Annotated in this window: 13 protein-coding genes; 6 read left to right on the top strand and 7 right to left on the bottom strand. The window is 62.3% G+C overall.

From position 1 onward, the window contains the following. Window positions 1-4: 4 nt before the first annotated feature. The 3 genes from ACOCG7_RS11850 (at window position 5) to ACOCG7_RS11840 (ending at window position 3,231) form a co-directional block, all read left to right on the top strand. Window positions 5-1,555, top strand: a complete 1,551-nt coding sequence (locus ACOCG7_RS11850; RefSeq protein WP_421375580.1) for a DHA2 family efflux MFS transporter permease subunit — start codon at window positions 5-7, stop codon at window positions 1,553-1,555. A gap of 98 nt (window positions 1,556-1,653) precedes the next feature. After that, the gene (locus ACOCG7_RS11845; protein WP_421375578.1) at window positions 1,654-2,946 is read left to right on the top strand and encodes an NAD(P)/FAD-dependent oxidoreductase; all 1,293 of its coding nucleotides are present in this window, start codon (window positions 1,654-1,656) and stop codon (window positions 2,944-2,946) included. 60 nt (window positions 2,947-3,006) lie between these two features. After that, window positions 3,007-3,231 carry a hypothetical protein gene (locus tag ACOCG7_RS11840; protein ID WP_073427285.1) on the top strand — a complete coding sequence of 75 codons (225 nt, stop codon included), beginning with the start codon at window positions 3,007-3,009 and terminating at the stop codon, window positions 3,229-3,231. Window positions 3,232-3,246: 15 nt separating this feature from the next. Here ACOCG7_RS11840 and ACOCG7_RS11835 read toward each other — a convergent pair whose 3' ends face one another. From ACOCG7_RS11835 to murQ, 3 genes are all read right to left on the bottom strand, one after another. After that, window positions 3,247-4,422, bottom strand: a complete 1,176-nt coding sequence (locus ACOCG7_RS11835; RefSeq protein ID WP_421375576.1) for a porin — start codon at window positions 4,420-4,422, stop codon at window positions 3,247-3,249. Between the two features lie 158 nt (window positions 4,423-4,580). Continuing rightward, the gene (gene murP / locus ACOCG7_RS11830; protein WP_421375574.1) at window positions 4,581-6,044 is read right to left on the bottom strand and encodes a PTS N-acetylmuramic acid transporter subunit IIBC; all 1,464 of its coding nucleotides are present in this window, start codon (window positions 6,042-6,044) and stop codon (window positions 4,581-4,583) included. Window positions 6,045-6,046: 2 nt separating this feature from the next. Then, window positions 6,047-7,006: an N-acetylmuramic acid 6-phosphate etherase gene (murQ, locus tag ACOCG7_RS11825; RefSeq protein WP_421375572.1), complete on the bottom strand. Its 960-nt coding sequence runs from the start codon at window positions 7,004-7,006 to the stop codon at window positions 6,047-6,049. A gap of 577 nt (window positions 7,007-7,583) precedes the next feature. Here murQ and ACOCG7_RS11820 point away from each other — a divergent pair. Beyond that, the gene (locus ACOCG7_RS11820; protein WP_083081259.1) at window positions 7,584-8,444 is read left to right on the top strand and encodes an SIS domain-containing protein; all 861 of its coding nucleotides are present in this window, start codon (window positions 7,584-7,586) and stop codon (window positions 8,442-8,444) included. Window positions 8,445-8,581: 137 nt separating this feature from the next. Here the strand turns inward: ACOCG7_RS11820 and ACOCG7_RS11815 are convergent, their stop codons facing one another. From ACOCG7_RS11815 to ACOCG7_RS11800, 4 genes are all read right to left on the bottom strand, one after another. Continuing rightward, entirely contained in the window at window positions 8,582-9,745 is a 1,164-nt protein-coding gene (locus ACOCG7_RS11815) for a porin (RefSeq protein ID WP_073427290.1), read from the bottom strand. A gap of 306 nt (window positions 9,746-10,051) precedes the next feature. Next, on the bottom strand, window positions 10,052-11,167 hold the full coding sequence (locus ACOCG7_RS11810; protein WP_083082937.1) for a succinylglutamate desuccinylase/aspartoacylase family protein: 1,116 nt from the start codon (window positions 11,165-11,167) through the stop codon (window positions 10,052-10,054). Between the two features lie 259 nt (window positions 11,168-11,426). Continuing rightward, window positions 11,427-12,209 (bottom strand): ABC transporter substrate-binding protein, encoded by a 783-nt coding sequence (locus ACOCG7_RS11805; RefSeq protein WP_073427291.1) that lies wholly within the window; start codon window positions 12,207-12,209, stop codon window positions 11,427-11,429. 358 nt (window positions 12,210-12,567) lie between these two features. Beyond that, complete coding sequence (locus ACOCG7_RS11800) at window positions 12,568-12,786, bottom strand: hypothetical protein (RefSeq protein WP_421375568.1); 219 nt, start codon at window positions 12,784-12,786, stop codon at window positions 12,568-12,570. A 504-nt stretch (window positions 12,787-13,290) separates the two neighbouring features. Here ACOCG7_RS11800 and ACOCG7_RS11795 point away from each other — a divergent pair. Together ACOCG7_RS11795 and ACOCG7_RS11790 are read left to right on the top strand one after the other, a co-directional pair. Beyond that, window positions 13,291-14,361 (top strand): extracellular solute-binding protein, encoded by a 1,071-nt coding sequence (locus ACOCG7_RS11795; protein WP_412534840.1) that lies wholly within the window; start codon window positions 13,291-13,293, stop codon window positions 14,359-14,361. After that, window positions 14,361-16,175, top strand: a complete 1,815-nt coding sequence (locus tag ACOCG7_RS11790) for a GGDEF domain-containing protein (protein ID WP_073427293.1) — start codon at window positions 14,361-14,363, stop codon at window positions 16,173-16,175. The genes ACOCG7_RS11795 and ACOCG7_RS11790 overlap by 1 nt, the downstream gene beginning before the upstream one ends. Window positions 16,176-16,192: the final 17 nt, after the last annotated feature.

Genomic DNA, 16,192 nt, shown 5'->3' with positions numbered 1-16,192 from the left:
GACCATGTCATCCAGTCAAACGCATCAAACGCGGGACATCCCGTTGCCGCCGCTCAGCGGCGGCATGCTGATCGGCGCGGCGTTGCTGCTGGCCGCCGCCAACTTCGTCGCGGTGCTGGACACGACGATCGCGAACGTGTCGGTGCCGACCATTTCCGGCGCGCTCGGCGCGTCGTCCAGCCAGGGCACCTACGTCATCACGTCCTACGCGGTGGCCGAGGCGATTACCGTGCCGCTGACCGGCTGGCTGGCAAACCGCTTCGGCACGGTGCGCGTGTTCATCACGTCGCTGATCATGTTCGGCCTGTGTTCGGCGCTGTGCGGCATGGCGACTTCGCTCGAAATGCTGGTGCTGTTCCGCGTGTTTCAGGGACTCGCCGGCGGGCCGCTGATGCCGCTGTCGCAGACGCTGCTGCTGCGCATTTTCCCGAAAGAGAAAGCGGCCGCGGCGATCGGCTTGTGGAGCATGACGACGCTGGTCGCGCCGGTGCTGGGCCCGATCTTGGGCGGCGTGATCTGCGACCGCATGCACTGGGCGTACATCTTCTACATCAACGTTCCGGTCGCGCTGATCTGCGGGTATCTCGGCTGGCGTTTGCTCAAGCGCTACGAGACGAGCCTGATGCGCGTTCCAATCGACGCCGTGGGTCTCGCGCTGCTCGTCGTATGGGTCGGCGCGCTGCAAATCCTGCTCGATGAAGGCAAGGATCACGACTGGTTCGCGTCGACGGAAATCCGCGTGCTCGCAATCATCGCGGCGATCGGCTTTGCGTCGTTCCTGATCTGGGAGCTGACGGACCGTCATCCCGTGGTCGACCTGCGGGTGTTTCGTCATCGCGGCTTTAGTGCGAGCGTAATCACGATCACGCTGGCGTTCGGCGCGTTTTTCGGCGCGACCGTGCTGACGCCGCTGTGGCTACAGAGCTACATGGGCTACACGGCGACGTGGGCGGGGTGCGCCACGGCGATGACCGGCATCCTCGCCGTGCTCTCGGCGCCGCTCGCGGCCAACCTGTCGTCCCGGTTCGACGGACGCTGGCTGGTGTTCGCAGGCGTGATGTGGCTCGGCGCGGTCACGCTGTGGCGCACGCACGCGAACACCGACATGACGTTCTGGCAAGTGGCGTTGCCGCTGCTGCTGCAAGGCGTCGGCTTGCCGTTCTTCTTTGTGCCGCTCACGGGGCTCGCGCTGAGCAGCGTGGAGGAACCCGAAACGGCATCGGCGGCGGGGCTCATGAATTTCTGCCGGACCTTCGGCGGCGCGATTGCGACGTCGCTGGTCAATACCGGGTGGGAAGACCGCACGAAGTATGACCGGGCGGAGTTGTCGGGACTCGTCGATCAGGCCGGCCACTTCTCGACCATGCTGACGAATTCGGGCTGGAGCGCGGGTCAGGCGCAGGCGCAGATCAGCGACGTGGTGCAGTCGCAGGCCGTGATGCTCGCGACCAATCAGCTCTTCACGATTGCAGGCGCATGTTTCATTTTCGCCGCGCTGGCGGTGTGGCTCGCGCCGAAACCGACGCGGGTCGCGGATACGTCGCAGGCGCATTGAAGTTGCGCACTGAAGCTGCACACCGAAGCTGCACCGAAGCGGCATGCGTCTTTCGCCCTCGCGCGGAATTCGCGAGTCGTAATCAACACGGAACGGTTATGTCCAACGCAACACGCATTGTCATCGTCGGCGGCGGCATCGCCGGCATTCTGCTCGCCACGCGGCTCGGCAATCATTTCGCGCATTCGCACGAGGCGTCCGTGACGCTGATCGACAGCAGCCACACGCATATCTGGAAGCCGATGCTGCACACCATCGCGGCCGGCACGCGCGATGTGAAGCAACAGCAGGTGAGCTACCTCGCGCATGCGAGCGCGCACCGCTTCGCCTGGCAGCCGGGCGAGATGTGCGGACTCGACCGGCAACGCAAGGAAGTCCTGCTCAACGAAGTCAGGACGCCCGAAGGCGAACTGGTGCTGGAGGCGCGAGCGGTTCCGTACGACGTGCTGGTGCTGTCGCTAGGCAGCCGGGCAAACGACTTCGGGGTGCCGGGCGTGAGGCAGCACTGTCATTTCATCGACAGCCAGCAGCAGGCCGAAGGCTTCAACGGCGTGTTGCGCGCGCGCATGTTGCGCGCGGTGGTGCGCGACGAAAGACTGCGCGTGGCGATCGTCGGCGCCGGAGCCACCGGCGTCGAGCTTGCCGCCGAGCTGAGCCGGGTGCTCGAAATCGCACAAGGCTACGGCGATCCCACGCTGCGCAGCCGGTTGAGTCTCACGCTGCTCGAAAGCGGCCCGCGCGTGCTCGCCTCGTTTCCGCCGGCGATTTCCGCATCGACCCAGCAGCAGCTCGAACACATCGGCTTTCGCGTGCTGACCTCGGTGCGCGTCACGGCGGCGCAGGAGGACGGATTCCGTCACGGCGACGATCGTCTGGTGAAAGCCGATCTAATGGTGTGGGCGGCGGGCGTCAAGGCGCCGGACTTCCTGAGCGAACTGGCCGGGCTGGAAACCAACCGCTCGAATCAGATCGTGATCGGCGCAACGCTTCAGTCCGCCCGCGACGACCACGTGTTCGCGCTCGGCGATTGCGCGAGCTTGACGCCGGAGAACCATGAGCGGCCGTTGCCGCCCACCGCCCAGGTGGCCACGCAGCAGGCGGGGCATCTGGCTCGTCATCTGCCTGGATGGCTGGCGGGCGCGCCGATGCCGGAGTTCGCTTTTCGGGACTTCGGCTCGCTCGTGTCGCTAAGCGATTACGGCGCCTTCGGCACACTCGGACGGTTCGGCTTCTTCCCCGGCGGCTTCATTCGCGGGCGGTTCGCGCAATTGAGCCATGCCATGCTCTATCGACGTCATCAGCAGGCGCTTCACGGTTTCGGCAGAGCGGGCCTAATGTGGACCGCCGAGCAGATCAACGCACTGGTTCAGCCGAAGATCAGGCTGAGTTGATGACGCATTGCCCGTTTTAACGCAGCGGCCCGGCATGCCGCGCTTCCAGATGGATCAGCCATGATGAACGACGACGACACCCGCCGTTCCCGCGCGATGTGGGACGAGATGACGGTGCTGCACACGAGCGTTTCCGCTATTCGCAAGGCGCAGGGCAAACGCAATCCGTCCGACTGCGAAGCGAACACCGCGGAATACGAAAAGGTGGTGACCGACTACGTGGACGACCTCGAACGCGCGATGCGCGAGGCATGGTGGGACAGATGGCCCGACCCGCAACGCTAACCGGCAAGGCGCCGCTCAGAAGAAGTGACGGACACCCGTTGCGAAAATATAGCTGGACTTCACGGGCTGTCCATGAAGCAGTTCGCCGTAATAGCTATAACTATAGGCAGCGTAGAGCGACGTGCGTTTTGACAGGTTATAGATGGCCTCCATTCCCGCCCCGATGTCGCTCTTCGGAAGACGCTTGCTGTTACTGCCCGCCACGCTCGGTTTCAATACCCACTGACCGAGTGGAACACTCGCCCCAATCGACCACTCCGTAGACGAAACCCGCTCGCCCAGGGAGTACAGGTCGTATCGGGACTGCCCTGCCATCGTCATCAATGTGAAGGCGCCAAAGTCGTAGTTGAACGCACCGGTAAGCGTTGTCAGATTTCCCGTCTTCAACCGGTTTGGATCGTAGCGTTGCGTGGCGGGGTCGTAATTGCTCGCGGTCGACTGGCGAAAATAGCCGAGGCCGGCGCGGATCCGGTCGCGCGCATAGATGATGGCAAAGGTGCTTGCGGTAATTGTTTTCCTCGGATCATTCATGCCGACCTGCGCGGATAAAGTCACCCCACCCATGTTCGGTGAATCGTAGCGAACGGAGTTATCTATCCGCACATGCGACCAATTGTTTGGGTCTCCAACAACGTTGTTGGCGCCAACGGCCCCTGATAACCCCGTGACTTGCCCGCTGGCGCTCGGAACCGGTGAACCCAGCGGAACCGGCCCCGCGATTCGCCATACGCGCACGAATGGATCGTATGTGTCGCCATAACCAGGCGCCGCGTTGGATGCGACGTCATTCCAGGCGGAGTAGATGCGACCCAGACGAATCTGACCGAAGCCCCCCGTGAGTCCGATATTGGCTTGCCGATGAAAAAGACGCGCAGGCATGGAGCCGTCCGCGAGCGAGTTCTGTGTTTCGAGCACAAACGTGGCGGACATTCCGTTGCCGAGATTCTCGACGCCCTTGATGCCGAACCTCGACGCATTGATGCCGTAGGGGATCGCACCGATGCTCGCCGTCGGAGACGCCGTCACCCCGAACGGATTGGCTGACGATACCGGCGCCGCACCGAGGTTCCGAAAGCTTCCAAACTGTGCTTCCGCCACGCCATAAAACGTCATGGAACTATTCGGTGCGGTTTGGGACATTGCGGGAATCGACAGACTCGATATGCCAACCATGAACACTATTTTTTTCAAACTATCTCCAGATTTAATTTGTTTGTATTTGCAGGGCGAGCCCAATTCATTTACATGCCCGGGCCAGCAGGAGCCCGCTTGAAATCACACCCGCACCCTGGTGATGAATTCAAGCGTTCAATGGAAGGAAACGAGGGCGATGTGCGGAGGCCGATCGATCACGTCATGTCGACGTCGCGACATCCCCACGCGTACGTAAACGCGAATCCGGCGAGGTAAGCGGAGAAAATGCCGACGAGGTAAATAGCCATGGCCGGCAGGGCTCCGTGATCGGATGTGATCAACGGCAGCGATACGAGGCCCGAGGGGCCGAATACCGTATTGAGGCCGATCGGGAAATGAAACCATGCAAACAACCCGATTACAAAGCCGCCAACCGCACCGCCAAAGCAGGCGGAAATAAAGGGCTTGACGCGAGGGAGCGTGACGCCGTAAATGAGCGGCTCGCCGACGCCGAGTAATGCAGGCGCGATCGCTCCTTTGATCTGCTTGCGCAAAACCGATTCTCGCGGCGCTCTCACATAAAGCGCGATGGCGGCGCCCACCTGACCCGCGCCCGCCATCGCCAGAATCGGGAACAACGAATTGAAGCCGCGACTTTGCACCAAGGCAAAATACACCGGGATAAAACCTTGATGGACGCCGAACATCACCGCAATCAGGAACAGCCCCGACAGTAACGCGGCACCAATCGGATTGTCGTTCAGATGCCCGAATAACCACGACATGCCGTCGAATAGCAGAACCCCGACAGGCATGATGACCACGTACGTCAACGCCCCGGCAATCAGCAATGTGAGCAGCGAGGTAAGGATCATGTCGAGGTTGGCGGGCATTCGCCGCCTTATCTGCTGCTCGATCCATGCACCCGCTATGCCCGCGATCAGAATGCCGATGATGCTTCCGCGCGGATCGATCTGAAGACCGAAGAAGTCCTGGATTCCCGCGTGAAAACTGCCGCTGCCGGTCGAACCGTAATCGAGCAGAAACAGGGACGCGAGGATCGCGCCATTTACCCCTGAACCGCCAAAGGCCTGCTGGGTGTTATAGCCGACCAGAATTCCCAGAAAGCCGAACAGTCCCTTGCCGAATACGTTCATGTATGCGACCAGATGCACGATCGTGGGATTCCGATCGAGGACATTCGCCAGCATCGCCTGTTCGATGAGTGTCGCGCCCCCTAGCAACAGCCCCGCACCAAGAAAGCCGGGGATCAGCGGCGTAAAAATAGTCGCAAATTTGCTCAGGAACTGATGAATCCGCGTTCCGTGGCGCGCTTTCATGGCCTTCTTGTTATCGCGCGCGACCGCGGCCAATTGATCCGCGGCATTGTCGACAGGCGCTTCGGGGGCCGCCCTTGACTCGTGCTTCGCCAGCAGTTCCTTGACCAGGTCCGCGGCGCGCTGCACCTTGCCCGCCCCGATGACGACCTGCAATTGATCCGCGGCGGCAAGTACGCCCTGGACACAGGCAACCCGTTTTAATGCTGCCGTGTCAACGCGGTCTTGCCCGCCCAAAACAAAGCGAAGGCGAGTCATGCAATTGCTGCAACGAACCACATTAGTAGGCCCACCAATAGCATCTAATATTTCTTGTGCCGTTGTTTCGTTAATGCTTTGCATCGTCAGGTCTTCTCTCTGTGGATTGTGCTTTTGGAATGTGGTCGATTTGCATCGAGGGCCAGCAGGGCGGCTCGAACGTGCCCCTTCGTCCGGGCCAGCGCCGCTTTCGCCGCATGGAGATCGACTCCGGCGCGAATCATCACGATGGCTGTCTTGCACTGTCTGCCGCTCTCATTGACGGCCTCGCGCGCACGCTCGCGGGAACAATCGCAGGCCGCGATGACAATCTGGATTTGTCGCTCGACCAGCTTTGCATTGGTCGCTTCGACATCCACCATGAGGTTGCCGAACACCTTGCCTAATCGGATCATGGCGCCCGTCGACAGCATGTTCAAAACCAGCTTTTGAGCAGTTCCGGCCTTCAGGCGGGATGAGCCGGTGACCGCCTCGGGACCCACCACGGGGGTGATGGCGATATCCGCCAGCGCGACCATCGGGCCGGTCGGATTGCAAGTGACGGCGATCGTGCGGGCGCCCAGTGAGGCCGCCCACTTCATGGCGCCGATGACATACGGCGTGCGTCCGCTCGCCGCGATTCCAACAAGAATGTCTCGCTCAGAAAATCGGATCTGCTCGAGATCACGCCGGCCCGCTTCGGCATCGTCCTCGGCATTCTCGACGGCGCCCACCATGGCAGCCGTGCCGCCGGCTATCAGTCCCTGAACGACCGACGGGGCGACACCGAAGGTAGGCGGACATTCGCTGGCATCCAGAATGCCCAGGCGTCCCGACGTGCCGGCGCCGACATAAATCAGGCGGCCGCCGTGCGACAAGGCTTCGGTAATGACATCGACCGCCGCCGCGACCGCCGGTAGAACTGCCTCAACGGCGAGTGCGACCTTCTGGTCCTCATGGTTGAGGATGCGCAGCATGGCCAGCGTATCCACGCGATCGATCTGCTCGCTGGCTGGATTGCGTTGTTCTGTGATCAAGTCATGTAGTTGAATCCGCGGCGTGTCCATAGTCCTGTTATTCCATTATTCGTTCATATGGAATAGGTTATTCCTTGAGCCGGGCAAGGTAAACATTAAAAGTGTGGATCGAGTGTTAGGGATGCCAGGAGCGCCGAGGCGCGAGCATGGAAATCGCCCGGCAGCAGACGCGGCATTCCCGCGCAAGGCATGCGGGGCACCCGTTCAAGGTCGTGGGGAGCGGGGAGGTTTAAACGCGTTGAAGTTAGCTGCGTCTTTCAGATCGTTGCCGAGGCGGATCGGTGTCGCCAGTGAGGAAGCGCAATCACAGTGCTTGCCACGATCTCGTTTCGGCGCTGGCGCATCGCTTCGCAATCAGCGCGTCACGGCATCACCGCATCACCGCGAACATGGCTTCATGGCGCAAGGAAAAGAGCCGCGTCGTGCGCCGGCAATTGTCTGTTTTTCGTGCCGCTACCAGCTATGCATAGGGACCGGCGCCCCTCGGTTGCCGTGTTAACATCGCCCTACCGCTGAAGGCACCAGCAGCAGAGCACGCGAATCGAACGTCGCTTAGGGCAAGCACAAATACGACACGCGGCATCCCGCGCAACCAGCACCTGATCCGATGAAGATAATCAACCAGATCGCCCAGTCTCGCAGTCAATTTTCACCCAGCGAACTGAAGATCGCCGAGACCATCCTCGCTCACCAGGAACGCATTTCCAAAATTTCGTCCAGTGAGCTTGCTCAGTTAGCAGCGGTCAGCCAGTCCAGCATCGTGAAGTTCGTCCAGAAGATCGGGTTCAAGGGCATGACGGCTTTTCGCCTCGCGCTGAGCGAGGAGTCGGGTCGCCAGCAAGCCATCCAGCTTCCCGTGGCAACGAACTTCCCGCTGCACAACGCGATCAACAGCGACGACGACGCGCCCACGATCGCGCGAAAATTGATGCAGGAGAAGATTCGCGCACTGGTCGAGACCACCGGTAGTGTCGATTACGAGATCCTGGGAAAGATCGTGACGGCGCTGAGTGAAGCGCGGTTCGTGCACATTACCGGGCTCGGTGGCTCCATGACAGTGGGGAGCGACTTTGCGCACAAGCTCCTTAAAATCGGAGTGATCGCCCTGATCGACCCGGATAGCCATGCCCAGCTCAGCATCGCCAATACGCTGGGTCCGCAGGACATTCAGGTGGCGATTTCTTATTCGGGGCGCAGGAAAGAGATTCTCGACGCCGCACGCGTCGCTCAGCAGCGCAAAGCCCGCGTCATCGCCTTGACCAATCCGGTGGAGAATCCTCTTCGTGCGCTGGCCGACTTGTCTCTCGTCACGTTGGCGGAAGAGGATCAGTGGCGCAGTTCCGCCATTTCCTCACGCACGGCGCAAAACGCGCTGACTGATTTGATCTTCATGGTGCTGATACAAACTCAGTCATGGCGAAACGATCTGATCCGAGACACGCAGTCGCTCATCGACGAACTTATGTAATCGTTCAGTATGCGATTTATCGTTGGGTGCTCAGCCGCCGTTCCGCGCTCGCGCAAATAATGAAAACGCCCCCGCAGGGGCGTTTTTCACAACCTCGCGACGGCAAGGAACCTGCGTTCCTCGCCTGCAAGACCCGCTTAGAACTTGTGACGCAGACCGACGCGGAACGCCAGCTGGTTGTCCGCACCCGTGCCCGACGTGTTGAAGTAGCTCGTGCTCGAACCGATCTGCGCTTGCAGATCCTGGGTGCCGTTGCGGCCGGCGGCGATCTGGTAGATGCCCAGTGCGTACACGTCCGTGCGCTTGCTCAGCGCGTAGTCGATGCTCAGGTCAGCCTGATTCCAGTGGCCGCGGTTCGCATTGCTCAGGTGCATGTACGTGTAGCCCGCACCTGCCGTCAAGGCCGGCGTGAACGCGTATTTCGCGCCCGCTTCATAGGCGGCGAACGTCGTCGCGCCGCCGCTGATCGTCTCGAAGCGCGTGTTCGTGTACAACGCCCACAGCGTCGCCGCGCCGATCGAATAGCGGCCGCCCACACCGAACGTGCGCAGATCGCGGACGTTGCCGGTCGCGACGTTGGCGATGGTCGTCGAGAATGACGGGGTCGACTGGCTCGGGTAACGGATGTCCGTGTACGCCGCGCCGATGCCGAACGGGCCGTTCGCGTAGTTCAGGCCGAAGCTGTACGCACGCGACGAACCTGCAACCGGTGCAGCCGTCGTGCCGCTTGCCGGCGCGCCCGCGAATGCGCCGGCCTGGTTCGAGAAGCCGTACATCGCGCCGAACGTCAAGCCGTGGAAGTTGGCGCTGCTGAACTTGACCGCGTTGTTGATGCGGCTCGACGTGAGTTGATCCACGTCGTTGATGTGATAAGCGTAGTTACCCGCGACGGTCTGGCCGCCGGTCGAGTAGTTGCCGCCGAGATAGTCCGTCGAAAACGAGTACTGGCGGCCGAACGTCAGCGAGCCGATGTCGTTCTTCGACAGACCGACATACGCCTGACGGCCGAACATCGCACCGCCCTGGCCGAGCGTGCCGTTGCCGCTGTTGAAACCGTTCTCCAACACGAACAGCGCCTTCAGGCCGCCACCGAGGTCTTCGGTGCCGCGCAGGCCCCAACGGCTGCCTTGGGCCACGCCGTCGTCGTACTTGAAGAGGTTGTCGTGACCGGTAGCGGTCTTCGAGTTGTTCACGTAGCTGATACCGGCATCGATCACGCCATACAGCGTGACGCTGCTTTGCGCGTGGGCGGCGCTTGCGAAAACGGCGAGGGTAGCGGCGGTCAATAGTTTCTTGTTCAAGACTTTCTCCAATAAAGATTAGGCAATCGCAGCGCCGTGCTCTTTGGTCAGGTCGCGCGATGGCCCGAAATTTAAGGGACCGCAGAGTAAGGTATGTGACAGGCCGAAATTTTTTGGAATCTGTCGCGCCGGCGCGACATGCGCGTGGCTTTACGTGGCTTTTGCAAGCGGACATCACGCAAGGCGTCGTGCGGGCGGGATCGGCAATCGGCGTGTCAAAGCAGATCGCCCGCTGAAAAGCGGGCGATGTTGGGAGGTGAAGCTACGGCCTTGCGAAGCCGTTGCCAGCGTTAAGTTGTTGTCCGTTCAATTGCTCAGCAGCGAGCCGCTTCTGAACGCCTTCGCGCCGGCAATGCGCGCGAATTCGAGCCCCGCCGTCGCGAAACGCGTCAGATGCCGCGCGTACAGCACGCCGGCCACGCTGCTCTTGACCGTGACCGCGCGATCGGTCAACGGGTCGACGATATCGGCGATCTCGTGGCCGGCGTCCACCCACGTGCCGACTTCACAGCGGTACACCAGCACGCCGCTGATCGGCGCGACGAGCGGTTCGGCGCCGGCAAGGGGGGTCGCGGCGAATTCGAGCGGCGGCAACGGCGCCGGGGTGCCGTCGACCACGCCACGCACGGTCAGATATTCGATGATGGCTTGCGCGTCGTGCTCGGCGTACTCGTAGGACACCTCGCGCTGGCCGCGCAACTCGATCGTGACCGAGATCGAGCCGTTCGGAATCGGGAAGCGCTCGCCGTAGCGGCCGCGCAGATCGGACCAGCAGAAGCTGTGGATCTCGTCGAACGGATTGCCCACCGAATTGAGCGCGAGCAGCGACGCCCTGGCGTGCAGATAGCAGGCCAGCGGCTCGACTTCGGGCCACAGGTCGGGGTTCGTATAGAGGTGCATCGCGGCTTCCCAGTCGCAATGCAGATCGAGCACGACGTCGGCGTCGTAGGAAAGTTTTTGCAGCGCGAGACGTTGCGATTCCAGTTCGGTTTGCGGCTTCTCCGCGTCGAGCGCCTCGCGCATCGCCGCGCGGATCGCGTTGCGATTGGCGTCGATGTCGTCGCTCAGGCGCGCCTCGATAACCGGCTGCACCAGCGCCCCCAGGTCGTGGAAATTGCGGTTGAAATTCTGCGCGGTGTTGGTTTCGAAACGGCCCGTCAGGTGGCCGAGAAAGTGCTGATTCAGGCCGATCGGATTGGCCACCGGCACGATCACGACTTCGCCGCGCAGCTTGCCGGCGGCCTCCAGCGCGGCCAGCTTGCGGCGCAGCGCCCATGACACCAGCATGCCGGGCAACTCGTCGGCATGCAGCGACGACTGAATGTAAATCTTCTGCCCGCCGCCGGGACCGTAGTGAAAACTCGTCAGGTTGCGGGCGGTGCCGAGCGTCGGGGCAATCAGCGGATGGGTTTGGGTTTGCATGGTTTTCAAATCCGCGGGCAAGTTGGGCATGCCGCGCTATGTCGTTGATTACAGGAGGAAAGCGTGCCGTTGGTCCGGTTGATGGCAGGCCGGCCGGGGCGTATTTCGCGGCGTCTCGATCGCACGATCTTAGCCGATATGGCGGGCCGCGTGGTCTTACGCGGCCCGCAAACAAAACGGGCTCCGCGTGTGGCGGAGCCCGTTGCCTGCGAGCCCGCCGGCGCGCCTTCAGATGCGCGCGGCGGGCATGGCTGCCTGTTTAGCTGCCGTACACGTCGAAGTCGAAGTACTTCTTCTCCAGCTTCTTGTACGTGCCGTCCTTGATGATCTCGGCGATCGCCTTGTCGACCTTCGCCTTCAGATCGGTGTCTTCCTTGCGCATGCCGATGCCGGCGCCGTTGCCGAGGATCTTCGGATCGTCGAGGTTCTTGCCGACGAAGTCGTAGCCCGCGCCGCGCGGCGTCTTCAGGAAGCCGATTTCAGCCTGCACCGCGTCTTGCAACGCCGCGTCCAGACGGCCCGACAGCAAGTCGGCGTAGACCTGGTCCTGGTTCTGGTACGGCACGACCTTCGTGCCCTTCGCTTCCCAGTAGGTCTTCGCGTAGGTTTCCTGGATCGTGCCTTGCTCGACGCCAACCGTCTTGCCCTTCAGCGATTCGGCCGTCGGCAGGATGCCCGAGCCCTTCTTCGCGACGAGGCGCGTCGGCGTGTTGAACAGCTTCGACGAGAAAGCGATCTGCTCGGCGCGTTGCGGCGTCATGGACATCGACGACAGCACGCCGTCGAACTTCTTCGCCTTCAGGGCGGGGATCATGCCGTCGAAGTCGTTTTCGACCCACACGCATTTGGCCTTCAGGCGCGCGCAGATTTCATTGCCGAGGTCGATGTCGAAGCCAACGAGCTTGCCATCCGGGCCCTTGGACTCGAACGGGGGATAGCTGGCGTCGACGCCGAAACGGATGGTCGTCCAATCTTTAGCGTGTGCGCCGATCGAGACGGTGGCCAGCAGAGCAACCGTCAAAGCCGCTAGCAGTTTTTTCACTGTTTAACTCCTCGTGTGGTTCAAATACGCCCGCCTGCGGTTGTGCCGCCGCGGGACGCCCGGCGCGACTTACGACCGGGCTTGGGTTGAGTCTGCCGGCCGGGGCGGCCAGCAGCGCGCGCCAAGCTTATCAGTTCAAAAAAATTGGGTAGCTAGTGAAACACCGGATGGCGCACGAGGATAGCTTCTAAAGCCGGGTTGTGCAGGGGTGGGCGGAGGGCGCCGCCGCAGTGCGTGGTTTAAGCGAATTGGATCGCGGCTCCGGCCGCGTGCCGCGCTGTGCGTTGCGTTGTAATGCGTTAGTAATGCAATTGGCTCGCCGGCCGTGGCCCGGCTACGAGTCGATCAACCAGCGCGGCTACTCCTTACTGAAGGAATCCGCGCGTGCGGGGTCGATGCTGCCGCACCAGAGTTCGCCCTTGTCCATCATCTCCGCGTCTCGTGTGCTCATCCCCGCGCAGACGCCGCGCGAGTCTTGCGCCTGACGCTGAACGCGCGCGAGTGATGCGCGGTTCATTTCGCCCTGGAGCCAGTTGCCGAAGCCCGCAATCGATCCGGCCACGACGAGCACCAGCATCCAGTCTGTTTTCCTCAAGCGCATCATCGGTTTCACCTTCAATTGCCCGCCGGGCAGGCCGTGCTTCGCGGTCCGCCGACAGCCGCCGGCGGCGGGTCGGGGCAAGTCATCGTTATCGGCAGCGGCGCGCGGGTTCTTGAGTTGCAGCGCCGCACGCGTTTTAATCGGCCGCCGGCCATTAAAGATTTCACACCGATTGCCGTTAAATACAGATGAGCGCGTTTGTTAAATCACGCCGGAACGTGTTTTTCGGACTCCGGCGACGCCAAAAACCAAAAAACGCATTGCTTGGCGCTATCATCGATGCTCCCCGCGCTCACAACGCAGCATAACGAGTGCATCTGTCTGAAGAAAGTCATCGAGCAACGCGCCCCGCAGCCAAGCGCCGCGGGTTCTGCCGCGCTCGTCCAAACGGCCTTCTGCTAAACGGTGTTGCATATGCACATGATTTCGATGGCAGATGAGATGCGCTGCGGCATACGGTCCGTTCGTGGGCGACTCCTCATGCCGTGCGCGCTTCGCCAAGCCGTTTTTCGCGCAGGTCCGGCGCTTCTGATCACGGCGGTTTTCTGCTGCGGGCTGCTGCTCGCAGGGCCGGTCGCGGCCGGCGACAGAGTGCTGCGCGTGCTCGCCTGGCCGGGCTATGCGGACGCCGACGTGGTGCGCGGTTTCGAGGCCCGCTACCAGGCGAAAGTGGAAGTCACGATGGTGGATTCCGACGAGGCGCTGTGGGCCCAGATGCACGCGAAAGACACGCCGCCTTTCGACGTGCTCGCCGCCAATACCGCCGAAATCCAGCGCTATACGCGCGCCAATCTGCTGGCCCCGCTCGACCTCGCGAGCCTGCCGAACACGAAAAGACAGTTGCCGCGTTTCCAGGCGTTGTCGTCGATCGAGGGGCTCACCTCGGCGGGCCAGGTGTACGGCATCCCATTCACGTATTCGTCGATGGGGCTGATTTACGACCGCAAGCAGATCCCCGTCGCGCCGCGCTCGATGCTCGAATTGTGGAACCCGCGCTATCGCGGCAAGGTGCTGGACTTCAATAGCGCGCAGCACAATTTCTCGTTTACCGCATTGGCGCTCGGCTACGCGCATCCGTTTCAGCTCGACGCCGCGCAGATGCGCGTGATTACCCAGAAGCTCATCGCGCTGCGCCGCAATCTGCTCACCTACTACACGTTGCCGGAAGAGGCGACCGCGTTCTTCATCGAGCACAAGGTCGCGTTGATGTTCGGCAATTACGGCACGCAGCAGGTCGAATTGCTGCGCCGCGCGGGCGCGGATGTGGGCTATGTGATTCCCGACGAAGGCGTGCTTGCGTGGCTGGATTGCTGGGCGATGACGCGCTCGGCCTCGGATCGCACGCTCGCGCTCGCGTGGATCGATTACATGCTCGAACCGGAAGTCAGCGGGTTGCTGCCGCAACGCCAGGGACTCGCCAACACGTTGACGGCGCCCGTGGACAACAACGCTAACGCACGCATCATGTGGATCGGCCCGGTGGAAGATATCCAGCGGCGCGAGGAACTGTGGACCCGAATCGTGTCCGGAGACCGGTCGGAGCGTTTTTGATGATACGCCCAGGCTTAACGTTCAAGTTATCGGTGCTGCTCGCGTGCATCGGCGTGATCGCGTCCGGCGCGACCGGCTATTACGCGTATCGCGCCAACCGCGCGATGCTCGTGAACGAAGCCGGGCGCAGCCTGCTGACCTCGACGGAACTGCTGGGGCAGCGCTTTTCCGTCGCGATCGACGACATCGGCGCCGACGCGCTGGTGCTCGCGGGCATGCCGTCCTCGGCGGAGATCGCCCAGACCGACGACGGGCTCGGCGAGAATGCGGCGCGCGAACGGCTCGCGCAGGTGTATTCGAGCTTCATGGTCCATCATCCCGACTATCTGCAGATTCGCCTGATTACCCGTCAGCATTACGGGCTCGAACTGATCCGTTTTGACCGCGACGCCGACGGCCTCGTGCGGGTCGAGGGCAACCGGCTGCAGGAAAAAGGCCAGTTCGCCTACGTTTTCGACACGCTCGCGTTCTCGCCCGGCCGCCTGTACGCGTCGCCGATCTCGGTCAATCACGAGTACGGCGCCCATGCCGCCGAAAACAGGCCGACGCTGCGGCTCGGCACGCCGGTGGCGAACGGGAGGGGGCAGGTGGTGGGCGTCGTCGTGATCGACGTCGATCTGGCCGGCTTGCTCAAACGCTTGCAGAGCGATTTGCCGAGCGACTACCAGGTGTATCTCGCGAACGAATGGGGCGATTTCCTCGTGCATCCCGACAGTTCGAAAACCTTCGGCTTCGACAAGGGCCGGCGCGTGCTGATGCAGGACAGTTTCTCGGTGACCAAGCCGCTCTTCGAGCAGTCGCAAAGCGAAGTGCTGGTGAACGGCCTGACGTATCCGCGGCAGGCGGCGGGGCAGGTGCTCTCGTTCGTGCGCAGGCCGTTCGGCGCGTCCGAGGGCAACCGCTTCATCGTGCTGGGTCTCGCCAAGCCGCTCGAGGACGTATTGTCCGACGCCGATCTGCTCGGCAACCGGATCATTCGCATGGTGCTCGTGTTCAGCGCATTGGCGGTGCTGCTCGCGATTCTGTTCGCCCGCGCGCTCACCAAGCCGTTGCACATTCTCGCGTACGCGGCCACGCATCTGTTCGCCGAGCACGCGATGGAAACGCTGCCGCTCAAGCGTACCGACGAGATCGGCGTGCTGGCGCGCTGCTTCGATCGTCTGCGCCGCGAGATCAAGTCGCAAATGGACACGCTCCATAACAAGCAGACTGAACTCGTGCATCTCGCCACGCACGACGGGCTGACGGGATTGCCGAACCGCATGCTGTTCATGCAGAAGCTCGAGAACGCGATCGAGGAAGCGGCGCGGCGTCAGGAAAGTCTCGCGGTGCTGTTCGTCGACCTCGACCGTTTCAAGCAGATCAACGACCAGTTCGGGCACTCCGTCGGCGACAAGGTGCTGGTGGTCGTGGCGCGCCGGCTGAAGCAGGTGCTCTGCACCGCCGACGTGGTGGCGCGGCTCGGCGGCGACGAATTCATCGTGCTGATCGAGGGACCGCGTGCCGCGGAAGCGGCGCCGGCAATCGCCTCGCGCATCGTGGACACGCTGAACGAGGAACTGCTGATGGATGGACACAACATGGCGGTGGGCGCGAGCATCGGCATCAGTCAGTTCCCCGACGACAGCGGCACGGCGGAGGAACTGCTGCTCAACGCCGACGCGGCGATGTACGCGGCTAAATCCGGCGGACGATGCGCCTATTTGCGTTACCAGGATCTGCTCGAAGCGCGCCGGCTCGAACAACTCGAACAGGCGCGGGCGCAGGCGAGCGAAGGGGCCACAGAAGGGCACGAGGCCGAGCCGCTGGCATGAGGCGAGCGCGGTCGCGC

Source organism: Paraburkholderia sp. DD10, assembly GCF_049177125.1.
GTDB lineage: Bacteria > Pseudomonadota > Gammaproteobacteria > Burkholderiales > Burkholderiaceae > Paraburkholderia > Paraburkholderia terricola.
Note: the sequence above shows the minus strand (reverse complement) of the source record. Positions and strands in the feature narration are given on the sequence as shown.

What these genes read in the sequence shown, in the direction of transcription:
- ACOCG7_RS11845 (WP_421375578.1), top strand. Translation starts at nt 1,654, where the DNA reads ATGTCCAACGCAACACGCATTGTCATCGTCGGCGGCGGCATCGCCGGC.
- ACOCG7_RS11790 (WP_073427293.1), top strand. Translation starts at nt 14,361, where the DNA reads ATGATACGCCCAGGCTTAACGTTCAAGTTATCGGTGCTGCTCGCGTGC.
- ACOCG7_RS11820 (WP_083081259.1), top strand. Translation starts at nt 7,584, where the DNA reads ATGAAGATAATCAACCAGATCGCCCAGTCTCGCAGTCAATTTTCACCC.
- ACOCG7_RS11840 (WP_073427285.1), top strand. Translation starts at nt 3,007, where the DNA reads ATGATGAACGACGACGACACCCGCCGTTCCCGCGCGATGTGGGACGAG.
- ACOCG7_RS11795 (WP_412534840.1), top strand. Translation starts at nt 13,291, where the DNA reads ATGCCGTGCGCGCTTCGCCAAGCCGTTTTTCGCGCAGGTCCGGCGCTT.
- ACOCG7_RS11800 (WP_421375568.1), bottom strand. Translation starts at nt 12,786, where the DNA reads ATGCTGGTGCTCGTCGTGGCCGGATCGATTGCGGGCTTCGGCAACTGG.
- ACOCG7_RS11810 (WP_083082937.1), bottom strand. Translation starts at nt 11,167, where the DNA reads ATGCAAACCCAAACCCATCCGCTGATTGCCCCGACGCTCGGCACCGCC.
- murQ (WP_421375572.1), bottom strand. Translation starts at nt 7,006, where the DNA reads ATGGACACGCCGCGGATTCAACTACATGACTTGATCACAGAACAACGC.
- murP (WP_421375574.1), bottom strand. Translation starts at nt 6,044, where the DNA reads ATGCAAAGCATTAACGAAACAACGGCACAAGAAATATTAGATGCTATT.
- ACOCG7_RS11850 (WP_421375580.1), top strand. Translation starts at nt 5, where the DNA reads ATGTCATCCAGTCAAACGCATCAAACGCGGGACATCCCGTTGCCGCCG.